Annotated in this window: 18 protein-coding genes and 1 pseudogene; 2 read left to right on the top strand and 17 right to left on the bottom strand. The window is 70.7% G+C overall.

The features are described from left to right. Positions 1–39 precede the first annotated feature (39 nt). Positions 40–1,320, top strand: a complete 1,281-nt coding sequence (locus tag ABZX11_RS18695) for an IS256 family transposase (RefSeq protein ID WP_354914371.1) — start codon at positions 40–42, stop codon at positions 1,318–1,320. 344 nt (positions 1,321–1,664) lie between these two features. Here the strand turns inward: ABZX11_RS18695 and ABZX11_RS18690 are convergent, their stop codons facing one another. The 4 genes and pseudogenes from ABZX11_RS18690 to ABZX11_RS18675 all read right to left on the bottom strand — a co-directional run. Further along, positions 1,665–1,886 carry a hypothetical protein gene (locus ABZX11_RS18690; RefSeq protein ID WP_354914369.1) on the bottom strand — a complete coding sequence of 74 codons (222 nt, stop codon included), beginning with the start codon at positions 1,884–1,886 and terminating at the stop codon, positions 1,665–1,667. Positions 1,887–1,953: 67 nt separating this feature from the next. Beyond that, positions 1,954–3,237, bottom strand: a complete 1,284-nt coding sequence (locus ABZX11_RS18685) for a hypothetical protein (RefSeq protein ID WP_354914367.1) — start codon at positions 3,235–3,237, stop codon at positions 1,954–1,956. Positions 3,238–4,026: 789 nt separating this feature from the next. Next, positions 4,027–4,848, bottom strand: coding sequence for a DUF6283 family protein (locus tag ABZX11_RS18680; protein WP_354914593.1), 822 nt, complete (start codon positions 4,846–4,848; stop codon positions 4,027–4,029). A gap of 195 nt (positions 4,849–5,043) precedes the next feature. After that, positions 5,044–5,286 (bottom strand): annotated as a pseudogene (locus tag ABZX11_RS18675) (DUF6283 family protein); the annotation flags it as partial. A 192-nt stretch (positions 5,287–5,478) separates the two neighbouring features. Here ABZX11_RS18675 and ABZX11_RS18670 point away from each other — a divergent pair. Next, positions 5,479–6,093: a hypothetical protein gene (locus ABZX11_RS18670; protein WP_354914365.1), complete on the top strand. Its 615-nt coding sequence runs from the start codon at positions 5,479–5,481 to the stop codon at positions 6,091–6,093. Between the two features lie 79 nt (positions 6,094–6,172). Here ABZX11_RS18670 and ABZX11_RS18665 read toward each other — a convergent pair whose 3' ends face one another. The 13 genes from ABZX11_RS18665 to ABZX11_RS18605 all read right to left on the bottom strand — a co-directional run bounded on the left by ABZX11_RS18665 (position 6,173) and on the right by ABZX11_RS18605 (position 16,796). Beyond that, a complete protein-coding gene (locus ABZX11_RS18665) occupies positions 6,173–6,631 on the bottom strand; it encodes a hypothetical protein (protein WP_354914363.1) in 459 nt (152 codons plus the stop codon). A gap of 259 nt (positions 6,632–6,890) precedes the next feature. Further along, positions 6,891–7,403, bottom strand: coding sequence for a single-stranded DNA-binding protein (locus ABZX11_RS18660; protein WP_354914361.1), 513 nt, complete (start codon positions 7,401–7,403; stop codon positions 6,891–6,893). A 401-nt stretch (positions 7,404–7,804) separates the two neighbouring features. Then, positions 7,805–8,911 (bottom strand): DUF4192 domain-containing protein, encoded by a 1,107-nt coding sequence (locus ABZX11_RS18655; protein WP_354914359.1) that lies wholly within the window; start codon positions 8,909–8,911, stop codon positions 7,805–7,807. Beyond that, positions 8,908–9,345, bottom strand: a complete 438-nt coding sequence (locus tag ABZX11_RS18650) for a hypothetical protein (protein ID WP_354914357.1) — start codon at positions 9,343–9,345, stop codon at positions 8,908–8,910. Before ABZX11_RS18650 ends, ABZX11_RS18655 begins: the two co-directional genes overlap by 4 nt. Next, positions 9,338–9,754: a hypothetical protein gene (locus ABZX11_RS18645; RefSeq protein WP_354914355.1), complete on the bottom strand. Its 417-nt coding sequence runs from the start codon at positions 9,752–9,754 to the stop codon at positions 9,338–9,340. The genes ABZX11_RS18650 and ABZX11_RS18645 overlap by 8 nt, the downstream gene beginning before the upstream one ends. A gap of 174 nt (positions 9,755–9,928) precedes the next feature. Beyond that, positions 9,929–10,168, bottom strand: a complete 240-nt coding sequence (locus ABZX11_RS18640) for a hypothetical protein (RefSeq protein ID WP_354914353.1) — start codon at positions 10,166–10,168, stop codon at positions 9,929–9,931. Further along, complete coding sequence (locus ABZX11_RS18635) at positions 10,161–10,763, bottom strand: hypothetical protein (protein ID WP_354914351.1); 603 nt, start codon at positions 10,761–10,763, stop codon at positions 10,161–10,163. Before ABZX11_RS18635 ends, ABZX11_RS18640 begins: the two co-directional genes overlap by 8 nt. A 53-nt stretch (positions 10,764–10,816) precedes the next feature. Beyond that, the gene (locus tag ABZX11_RS18630) at positions 10,817–11,170 is read right to left on the bottom strand and encodes a hypothetical protein (protein ID WP_354914349.1); all 354 of its coding nucleotides are present in this window, start codon (positions 11,168–11,170) and stop codon (positions 10,817–10,819) included. A gap of 12 nt (positions 11,171–11,182) precedes the next feature. Beyond that, positions 11,183–11,788 carry a hypothetical protein gene (locus ABZX11_RS18625; protein WP_354914347.1) on the bottom strand — a complete coding sequence of 202 codons (606 nt, stop codon included), beginning with the start codon at positions 11,786–11,788 and terminating at the stop codon, positions 11,183–11,185. 189 nt (positions 11,789–11,977) lie between these two features. Next, positions 11,978–12,697: a hypothetical protein gene (locus ABZX11_RS18620; protein WP_354914345.1), complete on the bottom strand. Its 720-nt coding sequence runs from the start codon at positions 12,695–12,697 to the stop codon at positions 11,978–11,980. A gap of 14 nt (positions 12,698–12,711) precedes the next feature. After that, complete coding sequence (locus tag ABZX11_RS18615; RefSeq protein WP_354914343.1) at positions 12,712–13,695, bottom strand: bifunctional DNA primase/polymerase; 984 nt, start codon at positions 13,693–13,695, stop codon at positions 12,712–12,714. After that, positions 13,692–14,648, bottom strand: a complete 957-nt coding sequence (locus ABZX11_RS18610; protein ID WP_354914341.1) for a hypothetical protein — start codon at positions 14,646–14,648, stop codon at positions 13,692–13,694. The genes ABZX11_RS18615 and ABZX11_RS18610 overlap by 4 nt, the downstream gene beginning before the upstream one ends. Before the next feature lie 147 nt (positions 14,649–14,795). Continuing rightward, a complete protein-coding gene (locus tag ABZX11_RS18605) occupies positions 14,796–16,796 on the bottom strand; it encodes a hypothetical protein (RefSeq protein ID WP_354914339.1) in 2,001 nt (666 codons plus the stop codon). Between the last annotated feature and the right edge of the window lie 40 nt (positions 16,797–16,836).

Here is a 16,836-nt window from a genome sequence, read left to right as displayed (position 1 = left end):
CCGGCGGGATGGGCACTGTGAGTGATGACATCGGACCTTGTGAGTCCACGCAAGAGTGAGTCCAAGCCGGCGCGGGAACTGTCGCCGGAGCAGGCCGCCGCGGCGGCGATGGTGGCCGAGGCGAAGGCCCGCGGGCTGGCGCTGACCGGCCCAGACGGGTTGCTGAAGCTGTTCACCAAGAACGTGCTGGAAACCGCCCTGAACGAGGAAATGACCGAGCACCTCGGCCACGAGAAGAACCAGGCTGATCCGGACCGCGAGTCGACGAATGTGCGCAACGGCACCCGCCCGAAAACCGTGGTCTCGGACGCCGCAGGCGAAGTCGGAATCAACGTGCCACGGGATCGGGAGAGCACGTTCGAGCCGCAGATCGTGAAGAAGCGGCAGCGCCGGCTCGCCGAAGTGGATGAGATCGTGCTGTCGTTGTATGCGAAGGGAATGACGACCGGGGATATCTCGGCGCATTTCGCCGAGATCTACGGGTCCTCGGTCAGCAAGGAAACGATCTCGCGGATCACCGACAAGGTCGTCGCGGAAATGAACGACTGGACCAACCGTCCTCTCGATGCGGTGTACGTGGCGGTGTTCATCGACGCTATCCACGTTAAGGTCCGTGACGGGCAGGTCGCCAACCGGCCCGTCTACGCCGCCATCGGCGTGACCGTGGACGGTCACAAGGACGTCCTGGGCCTGTGGATGGGCACCGGTGGTGAGGGCGCGAAGTTCTGGATGAGTGTGCTGATCGACCTGAAGAACCGCGGGGTCCGGGACGTGTTCTTCCTCGTCTGCGACGGACTCAAGGGCCTGCCTGAGGTCGTGGCGAACGTGTGGCCGCGAACTATTGTTCAGACTTGTATTGTTCACTTGATTCGCAACACCTTCCGGCTGGTGTCCCGCCGGGACTGGGAGGCGGTGAAACGCGATATCAAACCCATCTACACTGCACCGAACCTGGACGCCGCCGTGGCCGCTCTCGACGAATTTGAGGAGAAATGGGGCGCGAAGCACGCGGCGGTGATTCGTTTGTGGCGCAACGCCTGGAATGAGTTTACGCCGTTCCTCGCCTACGACGTCGAGATCCGGACGATGATCTGCTCCACGAACGCGATCGAGTCGCTGAACGCCCGTTACCGGCGGGCGATTCGCGCGCGGGGGCATTTCCCGACCGAGCAGGCTGCGATGAAGTGCCTGTATCTTGTGACCCGCAGCCTGGATCCGACCGGGACAGGTCGCGCCCGATGGACGATGCGTTGGAAGCCCGTGATCAACGCGTTCGCCATCACGTTCGGTGACCGCTGGCCGGGAGCCGAAACCTACTGATCAACAACGCCGGAAACACCGATCACGGGATAGACCCTCTGCAAGACGTGCTGTGTGCGGGTTGGGGCAGGCAGGGGTGAGGTGGTGGCGGTGGCGTGGTCGGCGGGGTGAGTGGGTGGCGGGGTGGTGTGGGGCTGGGGTGTGGTGGTGGGCGGGGTGCGGTAGGCGGGGTGGGGTTGGTAGGGCGTGGGGGTGGTGACCGATTTTCGGGTCGAGCGCCGGCGCCTGCATTAAGGCGCCCCTGGCGCCGTCTGCCGGCGCCGGCGCGGTCTCCGCGCTGTGCCGACACAGCACGGCGGCCGCCGATCCGGGGATCGGCGGCCGCTGTCGTGTGCGGATGGTCGTCAGGGCTGGCCGTGCTGCGTGAGGTGGTCTAGTTCGCGGCGGATGGCGGCGGCAGGCACGACGTCGGCCGTGTCGCCCTTCGCGGTCGTGAGGGGCCGGGCGTCGCGGGCGAGTAGTGCGCGCAGGAACGCGGCGACGGCGGCGGGTTCATGGGTCGGTATCAGGTCGGCGGCGGCTAGCTCGCGGTCGATGTCGGCGAGGATGTCGTGAAAGGTGCGCACGGTGGCGGCTCCTGGTTCGAGGTGGGGCGGGGGCACCCGGTCGGGTGCCCCCGCGTGTGGCGGGTGGTCAGGCGACGGCGGCGAGTTCGCGCGACGGCGCGAACGTGCGCAGCGGCGGCATGTCGCGGTCCCGGCACATCTCGCACCGGCTGTCCGTGCCGTGGGTGCGCTGCTCGGTGGGGGTGCGTTCGAGGTTGCACGCCGTGCACAGTCCGCCCGGCGCGACCGGGAGCAAGGCAAGCCGGTCGTAATCCTCGTCGGAGAGGGCGTAGCCGGTCAGGTCGGTGGTGGCGTCGCTGCTGTCGTCGAGGTCGGCGTGACGCTGCCGCTCTTGCTCGTAGAGGTCCACCGCGCGCTCGTCCTTGCGGACGAAACCGGCGGTCGGGATCGCCTGCTGAATCTGCCGCCACTGCTCGTCATACTGGGCTTCCACCTCCCCGACGACGTAACGGCTCTCCGCCTGCTTCTCGATCGGCTCGCGTCCGGCCTTCGCCGTGCTCGTGGCCTTGGTCTTCGGCTTCTCCTCGGCGGCGGGCGTGGTCACCGGCGCGGTGCCCTCAGCCGCTGCGGCTGGCTCGGCCGGTTCTCCGGTGGCGGTGTGCTCCCCGGGCACGGGGCGCTGCGCGGACTCGGCTTCCCGGCGGCAGGCATCGGAGCAGTACCGCATCTCGGGGAGCCCGGCGAGGTTGCCGTCACAGTTGCCGCACCGGTGCACGTCGGCGGACTCGGCTTCGGTGGTCTGCTGCCGGGCGGCGGCGCGGGCGCGCGCGTGGGCGGCGCGGGCCTTGCTGGCGTATACGCACGCCAGGACGAGCGTGCGCAGGTCATCGGCGAGGCCGGGCCACAACTGGTGTGCGGTCTGGATGGCTTCGACGATGGCGGGGTGGGTGGCGCTGGGGTTCTTGAGCAGCGTGGCGCACGTGGTGAATGCGTGCTGCTGGCTGCCGCCGGTGGCGGCGTTGAGCCACCGCAACCCGTTGAGCGCGTCGGCGATACGCGGCGGAGTCTCGCGCAGCATCACCGTCACGTCGTTGACCTCGGTCACGGCGACGGCCCGGCGGCTCTCGCTGCTGTAAACGCACAGGTTGATCAACTCGCGCTCGGTCTCACCGTAGCTGTCCCACTCGGCGTGGGCGGTGCGCACGGCGGCGAGGACGTCGCCACTGAGCGCGGCGTCGGTGTTGAGCAGGGTGGCGCACGCGGCGAGGACCGCGGGCGGGTTTTCCCCGCTGTCGGTGAAGACGGCCCGTAGCTCGGTGAGGGCGGTCCGGACGCGCGGCGGCTGCGCCTGCAACGCCTGCACGGCGCGGGTGATGCTGGGGAGATGCTTACGGTGAATGGTCGCAACCATGAGAGTTGGTCCTTACGTGTTGAATGAGTTCGGCTCTCGGGTTTGCCGTCCCGATTACCTTGCGATGTCAATATTACCGTCTGACTGCGGTCTATTCCACTCAAAATAGGGTTCTAATGTGACTATTTCGGGAGATTCGAGGCGACTAGTTGATGTGCCTTGTTTGATTTCCTATCCGGGTCGCCTTCGGGTGGTCACGCGCGTGCTGACGGCGCTTGAATGGCGCTGTGGCGCTGCTGGTCGGCGCAGTAAGGTTGACCACGTGCTGAGTGGGTGGTGGGTGGCCCCGAAGCAACCAGGGCAGGCCCCCGGCCTGCCCTTAATGCCTGACCTAGGGAGTAGGGGCCCCGAATGCAAGGGTGGGGCCTCGAAATATTTTTGGCCACGCTTTTCGGTCAAAAATATTTTGGGGTGCCCTTGCATTTGGGGGGACGACCGATACAATTTTGGGGCCACCCACCACCCGCGGACGCAACCGATCCATCTCACGGGTCCGTCCCTGGCGGTGCTCTGGACCTAGGCGGCTGACCAGCGGAAACGGCTTCCCCTGTGGCCAGCCACGGGTGCGACGGCCTGCGGGTATGCTCGTCGTAGCGTTCCGCGGGCCTACGTGTCCCTGAGTCGGAGCGTCAGCGGGCCGCCGCGAGTTTTGCCGCTCGCCACTGCGGTGGCGTGGCCCTTCGGGGCTGCTGCGGCGGTACCGCGCCCATCTTCTGCGACGGACAGACCGGTGTTCACAGCTGCGCGGCGCCTGGACCCGCATCCGGTGGGGTGGTCGTGGAGGCGGCCCTACGGAGTGAACGGGACCGGTTCATAGGCGCCGTCGGCGAGTAGCCCGGCCGAGGCGAGCTGCTGGCACAGCTTCTCTGCGTGCTCGGTCATGTCCTCGCCGGTGTCTTCGCCGACCGACTCGACGATGAATGCTCGTACGACGGCTGTGGGCGTCGTGGCTACGGCGGAAACCCTGGGGCCTGCCGTGGCGGCGAGGAGGCCGTGGGCGGCGAGCCGCCCGGCGAGCAGCTGCGCTTGGCTGGTCATCTCGTCGCCGTGGTCGGCGCCGACGCTGGCGACGATGAAATCACGGATGATGCGGCTGGCCCGCGCCATCGCGAGCTCCACCGGTGGATCGGGCGTGACGTCGCTGGACGCCGTGGCGTTGTCGAGGTAAGTGCGGCTGTCACGACAAGATGCGATGCTGGGGTCGTCTGGGTGCACGCCGTTGGCGATGGCCATCTCGCGGTAGTTGTCGTAGAGGGCCCGGTCGCAGGAGACGGCGGTGGTGACGTCGGGCCCGTGGACGCGGACCGACAGGTTGTGGGCGGCGCCGCGCAGGAGGAACCCGGCGTAGGTCTTGGGCTGCTCGGGGGTGCTGGCGTGGCAGCCGAACTTGTGGGTGGCCAGGTCGTAGGTGGTGCGTGCGGAGTGGCGGAACACCTCGGGCGGGAACGCGCCGACGGGGGAGTCGCGCAACCAGGGGCAGCGGGCGCATGGGCTGGCTTGGTAGGCGCCGGCGGGTGCGGCGGCGGTGATGACGCCCCAGCCGTCGGCTCCGTCGTGGACGGCGAGGACTTCGGCGCCGGTCGGCGTGGCGTCGTCGGTCGGGTCAGGCACGGTCGGCGCTCCCTTGCTGGTGTGCGAGCTACAGGGTAATGGAGTCGATACAGCGGCCGGTGGTGCTGTCACCGCGTGACGCGCGGAGGCGTTTGCCCGGCGTGCCGGCGGGCTCGTTCGTCGAGCAGTTCCTCGAGGCTGGGGTGCAGGGGCGGCCAGTCGGCTGACGAGTGACGGGTGACGGGTGACAGCCTCAGGCGGGAGTTTGCCGGCGAGCATCGCCATCCGGATTGCGAGGTGATGGCGGCCGACGACGGCCAGCCAGCCGGCGCACAGTCGCATCGGGTGCGCGGTGTCGGGCTGGTCGAGGTGACAGGACATGGCGGGAGCGCTGGTGCAGGCTTCGGCGCCGGTCGAGCCGTTGGCGTTGGCGTTGGCGAGTTTGGCCATGTCGGCCTCGCTGAAGGCCGTGAGGTCGGCGTCGCGGCGCCAGGGCATTGGCGGCACGGCTGCGTCCGGTGTGGTTCGGCGGTCACGGCGGCGTCCTGTCTGTTGCGACGGCGGTCACGCCGCACCGGGTGGGGCGTGACCGGGATTGACGATAGCGGGCCCGGCTCGGCGCGACGGCGATGTGCGAGTCGCGCGACGGGTAGCCTCGGGTGACGCCCTCCCCTGTGCGGAAGGTGCTTCATGGTTGAACGTCAAAGTAAGACGACGAGGCGGAAACGTCGGTCGTCGGCGACACTGGCGCGGCTGGAGGCGTCGCGGCGCCGCCGCGTCGAACAGCTGGAGCGTGAGCGGGAGAACGAACGGCGCGTTGATGCGGCGCTGGGACCGTTCGCGGAGGCAGTGACGGCGATCGAGGCGGTGGAGCGCCGGCTTGAGGACCGGATCGGTGCGCTGGGCGCGCAGCTCGATCGGAAGCTGGCCGAGCTGGATCGGCAGCGCGCCGCGAAGGTCGCCGAGTTCGAGCGGTCGGCTGAGCAGGTCCGCGCGGATGCGGAGATGGAGATCGGCGAGTGGCGTTCGGTGATGGCGACCGCGGTGGCCGAGATTCGTGCGGCGGATGTCGGCGCGGCGGAGACGGCGGTGTTGCTGGGGATCTCGGCGAAGGCGGTGACCGCGTTATCGCGTAGTGCGGCGGCAGTGTCGGAGGTCGGCGGCCAGCGGAGTGACGCGGACTCCGTGCGCGCGGAAACTGTGGACGCGGCGACCTCGGGTGATGAGCGGGCTATGGAGGCACCTGTGGATGAGCAGGTCGCGCCGTCCGAACGAGATTCAGGGGTGGATGTTCCGGCTGACTGATTCGGTCGGAGCCGCTGGGCACGAGAAGAGAGGCACCCGCACCGTCAGATGCCAGCGCCCTTCGTGTGGTGCCGGTAGGTCAGCGCGTCGCGGTCGGCTGGTCGGCCTGCTGCTGGGCGAGACGCCGGGCTCGGCGGGCTAAGGTGGCGCGCTTGCGGCGCTGGTAGTGGACGATCATCGCGGCGATGCCGCAGCAGAATGCGATTCCGAAGGCCCACTGGCTGGCGGTGCCGCTTTCGGTTGCGCCGGGGAAGTGCCCGATGAAGAGGTAGCCGGGAAGGGTGAGGGCGCCGAGGATAGCGCCGTGGCGGTAGCGGTGGGCGAGTTTCGGCGTGATGCGGTTGCGGCTGAGGTAGGCGACGACGCAGCCGAGGAGCGCGCCGAAGAGCAGGGCGCCGGGGAGGGCGAGCAGGCCGGCGGGGTCGGTGAAGGGTGTGACGAGGAGTCCGATGTAGCCGAAGGGCTGGATGCCGAGGTAGAGGCCGGTGCCTCCGGCGAGGACGAGCCCGGGGATCGTGACGCCGTAACGAATGCTCATGTTCCGAGCGTAAAGCGATTCTCCTACCCCAAAGGGTGATTTCCGGGCCAGGGCGCGGAGTAGCCGCTCGGGCGCGACATGGCTGTTCGTCGGCGCATCGGATCGGGTGGACGGCGTGGTGTTGGGGGCGGCGGGCATGGTGGCCTCCGGGGTGCGGTGGTGTGGCATGAGAGAAGGCCGGGGCCAGCCGTCAGACTGGCCCCGGCCCTTGGGGTGGTGCCCGGCCGGAGGGGAAGGTCCGGCCGGACACCGGGTCTCATCAGAAGGGCGGCTCGTCGCTGAACCCGCCGCCCGGGGTCGCGCCGACCAGGTCGCGCCCGGCGTCGGCGCTCCACGGGTCGTCGGCCGGGGCCGCGCCGGCGCGGGTGCTGGAGCCGCGGTCCGAGTTGGCGTTCGCGGTAGAGTTCTTCGCGTTCTTGGTCACCGTGGTGGTGGCGTAGCGCAGCGACGGGCCGATCTCGTCGACGGTCAGCTCCAGCACGGTGCGCTTCTCGCCTTCCTGGGTCTCGAACGAGCGCTGCTTGAGGCGGCCCTGGACGACGACGCGGGCGCCGCGGGTCAGGGACTCGGCGACGTTTTCGGCGGCCTGCTGCCAGATGGTGCAGCGCAGGAACAGTGCCTCGCCGTCCTCCCATTCGCTGGTCGCGCGGTTGAAGGCGCGTGGGGTGGAGGCGACGGTGAAGTTCGCGACCGGGGTCCCGGCCTCGGTGAAGCGGAGTTCGGGGTCGGCGGTGAGGTTGCCGATGATGGTGATGGTGGTGTCGCCGGCCATGGTGTGTCTCCCTGGTGTTCGTTGGGGTGTGGAACGCGGCGCAGCCTCAGCACGCGGCGGCCGGGGGTCGCCGGCAGGCGACGTCCCCGGCCCGGCTCATCCGCCCGCGCGTGAACCAGCCCCCGCCCGACCGGCGTCGGAGCTCGGCAGGGTGAGGGGGCTGGTTCACCCGGGCGGATCGGGCCGGGCTTCGGGGACGCACCGCCCCCCGGCCGGGGTGTGCTTACCTTCGGGCGATCCACGACCCGGCGAGCCGGGCGAGGCCACCGCCGGTGACACCCTCTCGCCGCGGGCACCTCTCAGGACGATCCCAAGACGCGCGCCGAGCGTTCGGTATGCGGGCTTGTGCCTTCTCGCCGAGCAGCTCGGCGACCGGTGCGAACGGTCTGGCGGTGCGACCGTTACGCCTGGTCGACTGCGGGCTCGCTGAGCAGCGTGCGGCGGGCATCGACGCTGATGTTCTGGATGAGGTCGTCGAGCTTTGAGGGCGGGACAGCGTGGCCGAGCAGTCGTGACAGCAGACCCGTCAGGGGCTGTTCGGGGTCGGCGTTCTCGAGCGCGATCCGCGCGCCGGTTCCGTCGCCACGCACGTAGGCGTGCACCGCGGCGACGGTGGCCAGCTGGCCGGCGGTGGGGTCACAGGTGTGACGCCACAGGTGCAGGACCAGGTTCTCGGCCGCCAGGCGCGCGGTGTCGTCGGGGACGGCGAGCAGGGCGTCCCGGAACGGCGGCGTGGCGAAGGTCGCGGCGAGATCGACGATGGCTGCTTCATCGGCGGGCAGCTCGCCGTGGCCGGCGGCGCGGATCGCGGCGTCGGCCCGGGCCAGACGGACGCGTGCGGCGACGAGCCGGTGCTGGTCGATGACGGCGAGTTCGACGGCGTCGGTGACGCGGGGCTGGAGACGTTCGCGAACGTGTTCGGGCGCTGGGGTGAAACGCGCCGCGAGTTCGTCGCGGGAGGCGGCGATAGTCCGTCCCGCGGCGACAGCGGCGACCGCGGCTGGGGTGGTCGCGGAGTCGGGCAGGACACCGGTGCGGTCGGCGTCGAGGTAGGAGCGCCACCGCGCGCCTTCCGCGATAGCTGGCACGTGGACGACGTCGACGTCGATGAATCCATGCTCGGCCAGCCGAGCGACGACGGTGTCGACCTCGGCGCGCAGCGGCAGCGAGTCGTCGGTCGCGGCGTTGTCGTCGACGGTGCGGACGAGGATGCCCGTGACGCAGAGGACGGGCAAGTCGCCGCACAGCCGGTTGAACTGCTTGACGGCGTCGCCGGGGTCGTGGGTGATGTGGGCGAGGTCGATTCGCGCGATCGGGCCGGTGGAAACCTTTCCCTGCTCGTGGGTGAGCGCGGAGAGCAGCACGAGGGAGTCGTGAGGCACGAACCCAAGCAGCGCCGGGATGCTGGCGACGACGGAGGTGATGCTGGCGCGGGTGAGGGACATCGGTCTACGTCCTTTCGATGACGAGCGAAGTGGGACCGTCGGCGGGACCGGTTTGGTGATCACAGGCCGAGTTCGGCGCGCAGGGTGTGCGCGGCGGTGTGGGCGATCCACGGCGGTGAGGGCCGTCGGACGTCGTGGCCGGAGGCGGGGATGAATCCGTTGACCGCGATGCTCCAGAAGTCCGGCCAGGGTTCGGTGTCGGTGCGTTCGCTGCGGTAGATGACGCGCACGTCGTGCCCGTCGGCGCGGCGGGCGTGCGCGGTGATCCGGATCGCGACGCGCATGTGGTTGCGGCGCTGTACGGGCTCGTCGTAGAGCAGCGAGACCGGCGTCGCGGGCAGTGCGCGGCACAGCTCGACGAGGACGCCGCGCGCGAGGTTCCAGGCGCCGTAGCCGTCGAGGCTGCCGCGGTGGGGGATGTTGCAGGTGACTGACTCGGGCAGAAGGTAGGAGCGGCTCCAGTCGTGGGCGGTGAGCCACAACCGGTTTTCAGGCATGGTCGGCCACCGCGGTGTTCGCCTCGGCGAGCGCGCGGGTCAGGCACTTGTCGGTGAAGCGGCGCCTCTGGTCCTGCAGTTGTTCGGGCCAGGTGTGTGCCTCGGGTTCGAGAATGTTCCAGGCGGCGGTGAGCGCGGCGTCGGTGCAGAGCCCGTCGGGATCGAGGTAGGGGTAGACGGCTTCGACGACCCGGCAGGCTTCCACGACGCCGGCGGGGAAGCAGGTGTTCCAGACTGCGGTGATGAAAGCGGTCTTGTGCCGCCGGGTGCGGGCGAGGTCGTCGAGCGAGGTTCGGGGTTCCGGAGGGAGCCGGCGGCCGCCGAGTTCGGTCTCGATCAGCCGGCACGCCCGGGCGTAGGCGGATTCGGTGTCGTCGTGCGGTGCGCTGTGGACAGTGGTTGCGGTCATGGCGTGCCTTCGGGTCGGGTGCGGGTGAACCCGGCCTTTCGGAGCACGCCCGTGGTCCTCGGGCGCCTACCTACTTGCGCTATGTTGAGGGAGAAGCTGGCGCCCGAGGGCTCGGGTGTGCTGTGCTGGCGGCGGTCGTCTGCACCGGCCGGAGTGCCTGATCGCGGGCTACGGTCAGCCGTCGGACGGCGGGGAGGTGAGGTCCCCCTCGTCTTTCAGCGCCTGCTGGGTTCGGCGGACGAAGTCGAGCAGTTCGGCCCGGGTGCCCTCGACGGTGATCACCGTGTCGTTGCGGTGATCGGTCAGGACGAGGGCGAAGTCGCCGTCGGCGAGCAGTTGGAGGCCGGCCTCGTCGCCCGGGCGTGCCAGCGTGACGTCGCATCCTGCGGGCATACCGGCGTAGTCGCTACTCATCGCGGGTCTCCTCGGGCTCTGTGGTGTCGGCGGGTGTTGTGGGCGTAGCCGTGAGCGTCCGGTGCTGGGCGCGGATGTTCCGGAGCGTCTGCGGATCGGGCGTGGGATAGGTGTTTTCGGTCAGGTAACGGATCACGGTGTCGTTGTCGGCCGGATCGTCGGTCGCCAAGACGACCAGCGCGGCGTGCGCGGTGTCGTCGAGGTGTTCGGTGGTGGCGTCGTGTTCGTGCCACAGCCAGGTCGGGAAGGCGTACCGGTTGTCAGCGTCGGGCCGGAGGCGCTCGAGGGCGGGTCCGCTTGTCGGATCGGTGTTGTCGTGGAGTGCGTCGTCGTCGGTGACGATCAGGTCGTCGCCGTCCCAGCGGAAGCGCAGATGGTCTGAGGTGGCTTCGACGGTGATGGCGATCCACTCGGTGACGACACGACGAAACCGCGGTGTCACGGTGTAGTAGCGGCGGCCGTCTTCATCGTCGGCCGCGAACGTCGGCTCGCCCAGCTGAGCGGGGAAGTAGGGCTGGTCGTCGCCGCATACCAGTCCTTCGTCGACGCGGAGTACGTCGGCGGGGAGGCCGTGCGGCGGGGTGTTGTCGGGCATCGGGTCACCTGCCTGAGTCTGAACTGGACGGTCGGGGATCGGTGTCGCGGGCGTCAGGTGCAGTCCAGACCGCATCGGCGGCACAGCAGCGCGACACCCTTAGGCGCGGCGCGGTCGTCAGGGTCGAGCTGGGGGGTGCCGGTGGCGTCGAACCAGAGCCCGGTGGAGTGCTGGTCGTCGCAGTCCTCCGGGCGCCCGATCGGCCAGGGCCGGTTCGGCACGTCGATGACGGTGCGGCCCGGGTGGATGTACTCGCGGGCCGTCTCGTCGCGTCCGTGCCAGCGGACCGGTTCGCCGCGGCGGCGCAGGACACCAAGTCCGCCGTCGGCTGTAGCGTCCGCGGGCCGGCAAGAAGAAGCGGGCCCGGCGGCGCGGCCGAGAACGCCGGGCAGAGAGGTCGCGGACATCGGGACTTCCTCTCAGTGGGCGCAGAAGGTGTGGTGGATGGCGCGGACGAGCGCGAACCGGGAACGGCACCGCCGGCAGGAGGCCGCGGCGAGGTAGCGCAGTTCTGGCGGTACGGGAGCTGCACCGGGCGACCGCGTTGGTGGGGTTGTGCTGTCGTAGCGTGGGTTCCACGGTGTGCGGTGGGTGTTGCGCTGGGCGTTGTCCCAGCGGATGGTGGTCGACCAGTCCGGTTCGGTCAGGTCGCCGTCGCGGAAGCGGATGGTGACGGTTTCGACGAGGTACCGGCCATGCCAGTACCCGTCCCAATAGGTGCCGCCGACGTGGCGCGGGCCGATCGCGTCGAAGACTTCGCGCATTCGCTCGCGGTGACGCCACAGACGGGTCTGCGCAGCGTCGAAGGCGCGTAGCTCGTGCGGCGGCGGTGCCCAGAGACAGTCGCAGCGCTGCGGGTACCACGGTTCGGGCTCGTCGCCATCCGACGGCTCGATGGGGTCGTCGCGATCGCTGACCAGGAATTCGCCGGTGCCGCCGCAGTCGCGGCAGCTGGCGAGAGCCCACAGGCCGCGCAGGTGGGTTTGGCGGTATCCCTCAGGAACGTGGATCGTCGGCTCCGTCATCTGCACCTCCGTGAACGGTCGGTTACCGGCGGGCGGGGCCGCCGGTGGTGAACGGGCCTCGCGTGCACGGCGCGGCCCGGGCCGAGGACCGCCAGAGGGGAGGTCGGGCTCCGTGGCGAGGTCCGGGCCGCGCCGTGCTTTTCTGGTGACCGGGACGCCGCGCGGCGTCCCGGCGAGGTCGGCGCCTGGCTACTTCTCGTGCGGGGCGTCCAGGATCGGCACGAAGTGGGCGCAGACCACCGGTTGCCGTTGCCGCGCCTGGGAAATCACGATGCCGATGGCGTCGCGCAGGCAGGTGCGGACGGCGTGGTGGCTGGGACGGCGCGCCGGGTGGTGATGGACGACGACCGGGTCGAGAGGCCGCTGGCGCTCGTGGTGCTCGCCGGGCTGGTCGCGTTCTTCGACGCTGGACAGCGTTGCGGTGAAGCCGATGTCGGCCTGGAAGGCGATGTGCAGGCGCGCCCAGGGTAGCCAGCCGTGGGAGGCTGGGCGGCCGAGGTTCCAGTACGCGGTGGCGGTGTGGCCTTCCCGGCGGATGACAGGGTGGGGATGCGGTGCGATGGCCGAGACGATGACCGGGTCGGCTGGCGCGGCGGGTTCGCCGTCGCGCGGGCGGACGTCGGTTTTGTGGATGGTGAACCCGGAGCCGGGACGCTGTCCGGCGATGGCCACGCACATGCCCTGGTCTTGCACGACCGTGCCCGGCTGCTGCTCGCCGTCCCAGGTGAATGTGACGCGGTCGCCTTCGGTGTAGCGGTGCTGAAGCATCGGCAGCCATCCCGCCGGGATCAGGTGGGCGGGGATGAGAGCCTTTTCCAGGTCGGTGCTGTCCGGTTGCCGCTGCCAGAGCCATACCAGCTCCTGTGTGCCGGGCGTGGCGGCGGGATCCGATGACGTGGTTTCGGGCATGGCAAAGCTCCTTCTCAGCGGATGGCGAGTCGCGGTCGCGGTGCCGGGCGGTCGGTGAGGATGCGGGGGTGTTCGCGGCCGGCGGCGATGCCGTCGCGGATCGTGGTGGCCAGTTCGCGGGCGTCGAAATCGGCGACGCCGAGGTGCCGGCGGGCGGCGTCGGTGAGGTGGTGGGTGATCGCAGCGGCGCTGATCCAGCCGTTGCCGTGCAGTTCGCCGAGGGCCGCTGCGGCGGCGTAGACGGTGATATGGCGATGGCCTTCGATGGCGGTGGCGACGTTGCGGCACTCCGCGGCGACGGCGGCCTGGACGTAGGCGCTCACCCGGCGGCTGGTCGCCGGCAGCGGTGGCGGCGGATACGCAGCCGGCGGCGGCGCCGGTGGCGGGGTGAGGGCGCAGACGAGCCAGCCGGGCAGGACCGCGACCGGGAGGTCCCAGGTGACGGCGTAGGGCACCGGCACGCCGTGGACGACGGCGAGGGAGCCTGGTGCGGCGATGAGCGAGCCGGGGCCGCGGGTGTCGACGTGCCAGCCGAGCCCGCGCCCGCGGGCGCCGACGGTGCTGCGCAGCCGCGACCCGGCCGGCCGGGAGAAGAACCGGTGTTCGCCGCCGCGCGGGGTCGCGACGGTGAACGTGTCCACCGGGTCGGGTTCGCCGACCTGGTGGGCGAGCAGGGTGAGGACGTCGCGGCCGTGGGTGACGCCAAGGCGGGCCCAGGGGAGGGGGATGGGTCCGTGGGCGGCGTCGAGGTCGAGCACGAGCAGCCCCGCTGGGCCGCAGGCGACGCCGATGTTGTGGCTCGGGTGGCGGCGCCACCAGCGGCGGATGCGGTCGGGATCGCAGGTGGCGCGCTGCTGCCAGTCGGGAATGGCGGGGCGCTTGCTGCGCGGGGCGAGCGGGAACACCGGCCACCCGCGCCTGGCGGCGCTTAACGCGGCGGCCAGCAGGCTGCCGGTGGCGGGGATAACGGCCGACGTCGGCGCTGTCGTGGTGATCATGGCACCAGCTCGGCCGCGACCGGGGCCGGGACGGGATCGATGACCATGGCGGCGGCATTGTCGGTGCCGCCGAAGTACCGCGCGGCGAGTGTCAGCCGGTTCGCGCACGCGCCCGGGTGACTGAACGTGCGGCACGCGCGGACAAGGGAGGCGTGGGGCACGTACTGGTGGACGCCGTCGCTGGTCAGCAGCAACCGGCGGCGCGGGCCGGTGGTGGTGACGTGGCCGATGTCGGCGGGGGTGGCGGTGGCGACGGAGCTGGTGACGACGTGGTCCTGCGCGGCGGCCATGTCCTCGAGGACCTGTGGCCGGTCGCGGTAGCGCTCGGCGAGGGTGTCGCGCAGCTGCTGGCCGTAGGTGTGGTCGACCGTCAGCTGGGTGAGGACGTCGGTGTCGGGATCGTATTCGTAGGCCCGGCAGTCCCCGACCCACGCGATGTCCCAGCCATCGCCGTGCGCGGGCGGGAGTGGGGTGGCGACGACCATGACGGTGTCGGCGGTGAGGTCGCCGGCGAGGAGGCCGGTAGCGGCGAGCAGGCCGGCGATCGCGCCGCGGTCGGAGGCGACGCAGCTGGCGAGCGCCGCTGTGCTGCCGGCGGCGTAGGCGGCTGCGGGGGTGTCGCCGATGCCGTCGGCCAAGGCCCAGCCGTGGCGGGTTCCGGTGATGGACATGTGGGTGCCGGTGGCGTCGGCCTGGTGGACGCGCTCGCCGATGCGTCGCGCCGTGCCGGGCAGGTAGCTGGGGTGCTCGGCGGCGTAGCGGCGGTGGTGGCGGGCCAGGACACGGGCGTCGCGGTGGGATTCGGCGGTCTCCGCCCAACCGCAGCGGCAGGTGGCGTGGGTCCAGGCTGGGCCGGGCGTCAGCGGGGCATACGGCCAGACGGGGTGGTGCCCGGCGGCGTAGGTGCTGGTGCGGTGGATGGTGTCGAAGACCGGCGGAAGGTGCGGATGCATCGAAGGGACTCCGTTCACGCGCGGGGCTCGCCGCGAGCCCGGCGGGAGGCGAGGACGACGGGACGGGCAGGAGGCCCCGGGCGGGCCCGGCAGCGCGGTGCGCGGGCCCGCCCAGGGCGAGGAACCGAGTGCGGCCGACGGTCCGGGCTAGATCGCGGCGCCGATCAGTTCCGCCTCGGCCGCGGTGTCCTGCTCGACCGCCTCCGGATCGGTGCCGTCGGCGGCGTCGCCATCGGCGTGGTCGGTCTGCGCGCCGGTCTGTTCGTCCGCGCCCGCGTCGTCGACGTCGTCGACCACGGCGGTGGGGTTATCGATCTCGGCCCCGCCGGACTCATCACCCTCGGCGGTCGTGCCGCCGTCGATCGTCGGGTCGGCGGCGAGGTCGCCGAGCTGCGCGGCGATGACCTCTTGCTCGGTTTCCGGGTCGATCACCTTCCGCTCGACGTCGGAGGCGGGGTATCCCCAGCCGATGATCGCGGCCATGTACGCCTGCGCGGAGTCCCACGGGCTGCGCCAGCTGTTGCGGGAGAGATCCGCCTCGATCGCGCAGAGGGTGAGGAACAGGTCATAGAGGGTGGCCTTCCCCGCCGTGGGGGCCTTGGCGACCTTGCTGGTCAGGTCGGCGAGCGTGGCCCCGTCCGGCAGGTAGAGCAGCGTCATGGCCAGTGGGTGGTTGCGCTCGAACGCGCGCCGCAGCGCGTAGCCGCCGTGGGCCTTCTGCAGGGCGAGGAACAGCTGTGCGCCCTGCGGCGCGGTCTTGCGCTGCAGCAGCCCGACGAGCCATTTCCGGCGCGGCGCTGCGGAGGCGTCCCAGTCCTTGTTGTTCTGGATCACCCACTTGCGGATGATCCGCGCCTTCTGACGCTCCAGCTCGGCGGCGGCGTGGGCGGCGCGCGCGACCGCGACCTCATCGGCCTGCTCGTCCTCGGACGATTCGTCGTCGACGGACGTGCCGGTACTGGTGGGGACGGGGGTGAAGTCTGCGCGGCCGGCCGGGGCGTAGCTGAGGGCGTGACCGTGGGCGAGGAAGTCGGCGCAGCCGTAGACGGCCACCGGGATCTGGTTGCCCTGCTCGTCGTGGTGGTCGGTCTCGATCCAGGCGCCGTGTCCCGGGCAGGACGCGTGGTCCTCGGCGCTCAGCTCGGTGCGGGGTTCGTCCTCGGGGGTGGGGCGCAGCCGGTCCAGCGAGCGCGCGTCCCCGTCGTCGGGCAGGGTCTGGTCGAAGATCGTGACGCCCGCGGCGGTCAGTTCCTCGGTGAGGTCCTCGGTCAGGGCCGCGAGCCGCTGCTTGTCCGCGCGTTCGGTGCGCTTGCGCTCGGCGAGCTGGGCGAAGTTGTTCGGCGCCGTACGCGCGGTGAGGATGAGTTCCTTGGCCGTGTCGGTGTCGCCGGCTTCGTCGAATTCGGCGATGACCGCGGCCTGCAGCAGATCGAGGTCGTAGCGTTCGCTGGCCTTGAGCGCCAGCTCGCTCTGCCCGGCCCGCAGGACGTTCTCGACGTAGGTTTTGCCCTGCCTGCCCAGCGCGAGCTTGCGGGCGATCCCGGCGGGCTTGAGGTTGAACGCGGCGAGCTGCTGCAGCGCGCGGGCGGTGTCGGCCAGAGTCAGGGACCGGCGCAGAGCGGGGTCGTTCTCGATGAACTGGTTGACGATCCGCTCGATGGTGGCCTTGCGCTCGTCGGCCGGCGGCGGGGTCTTCATCCAAACCGGCACCGTGCAGCCGGCTTCGCGGGCGTTGAGGACGCGGCGCTGCCCTTCGGTGACAACGATGGCGCCGGTGTCGTAGTCGCGGTAGCCGTTGACCGCGGTCTTGACGCCGTGGGTCTTGAAGTTCGCCGTGGTGTCCTCGTCGGCCTCAGCGTCGGTGGTCCGCACGTTCTCCGCGAGCAGCACGGTGTGCGGGTCGGCCCGGACGATGGTGTCAATCTCGGCGTCCCACAGCGCGTGCAGCGCCGCGCGGTCCTCGTCGGACAGCTCGTCGAGCGGGGTCTCCTCGACGTCGGACGAGGACGTGTCGCCGTCGGGGACCGTGTCGGCGGGGGCGCCGTCCAGATCGGAGGCGGGAAGGTCGGTCGTAATCAAGTCGGCGTCCGGTGTTCCCGTCGGGTGGCCGGTGTCGCGCTGGGTCGGCAGATTCATCGTGCTGGTCACGAAGGTGCTCCTTCACACGGACCGGCCGGTCACCGGAAAC

This window comes from Amycolatopsis sp. NPDC004169 (assembly GCF_040610315.1).
GTDB lineage: Bacteria > Actinomycetota > Actinomycetes > Mycobacteriales > Pseudonocardiaceae > Amycolatopsis.
This window is presented reverse-complemented; position numbering and strand designations above follow the sequence as displayed.

Bases quoted from the DNA above. Each gene is read 5' to 3' on its own strand.
- ABZX11_RS18620 (WP_354914345.1), bottom strand. From the start codon at position 12,697: ATGCCCGAAACCACGTCATCGGATCCCGCCGCCACGCCCGGCACACAG.
- ABZX11_RS18615 (WP_354914343.1), bottom strand. From the start codon at position 13,695: ATGATCACCACGACAGCGCCGACGTCGGCCGTTATCCCCGCCACCGGC.
- ABZX11_RS18685 (WP_354914367.1), bottom strand. From the start codon at position 3,237: ATGGTTGCGACCATTCACCGTAAGCATCTCCCCAGCATCACCCGCGCC.
- ABZX11_RS18660 (WP_354914361.1), bottom strand. From the start codon at position 7,403: ATGGCCGGCGACACCACCATCACCATCATCGGCAACCTCACCGCCGAC.
- ABZX11_RS18645 (WP_354914355.1), bottom strand. From the start codon at position 9,754: ATGACCGCAACCACTGTCCACAGCGCACCGCACGACGACACCGAATCC.
- ABZX11_RS18610 (WP_354914341.1), bottom strand. From the start codon at position 14,648: ATGCATCCGCACCTTCCGCCGGTCTTCGACACCATCCACCGCACCAGC.
- ABZX11_RS18650 (WP_354914357.1), bottom strand. From the start codon at position 9,345: ATGCCTGAAAACCGGTTGTGGCTCACCGCCCACGACTGGAGCCGCTCC.
- ABZX11_RS18665 (WP_354914363.1), bottom strand. From the start codon at position 6,631: ATGAGCATTCGTTACGGCGTCACGATCCCCGGGCTCGTCCTCGCCGGA.
- ABZX11_RS18670 (WP_354914365.1), top strand. From the start codon at position 5,479: ATGGTTGAACGTCAAAGTAAGACGACGAGGCGGAAACGTCGGTCGTCG.
- ABZX11_RS18640 (WP_354914353.1), bottom strand. From the start codon at position 10,168: ATGAGTAGCGACTACGCCGGTATGCCCGCAGGATGCGACGTCACGCTG.
- ABZX11_RS18635 (WP_354914351.1), bottom strand. From the start codon at position 10,763: ATGCCCGACAACACCCCGCCGCACGGCCTCCCCGCCGACGTACTCCGC.
- ABZX11_RS18625 (WP_354914347.1), bottom strand. From the start codon at position 11,788: ATGACGGAGCCGACGATCCACGTTCCTGAGGGATACCGCCAAACCCAC.
- ABZX11_RS18630 (WP_354914349.1), bottom strand. From the start codon at position 11,170: ATGTCCGCGACCTCTCTGCCCGGCGTTCTCGGCCGCGCCGCCGGGCCC.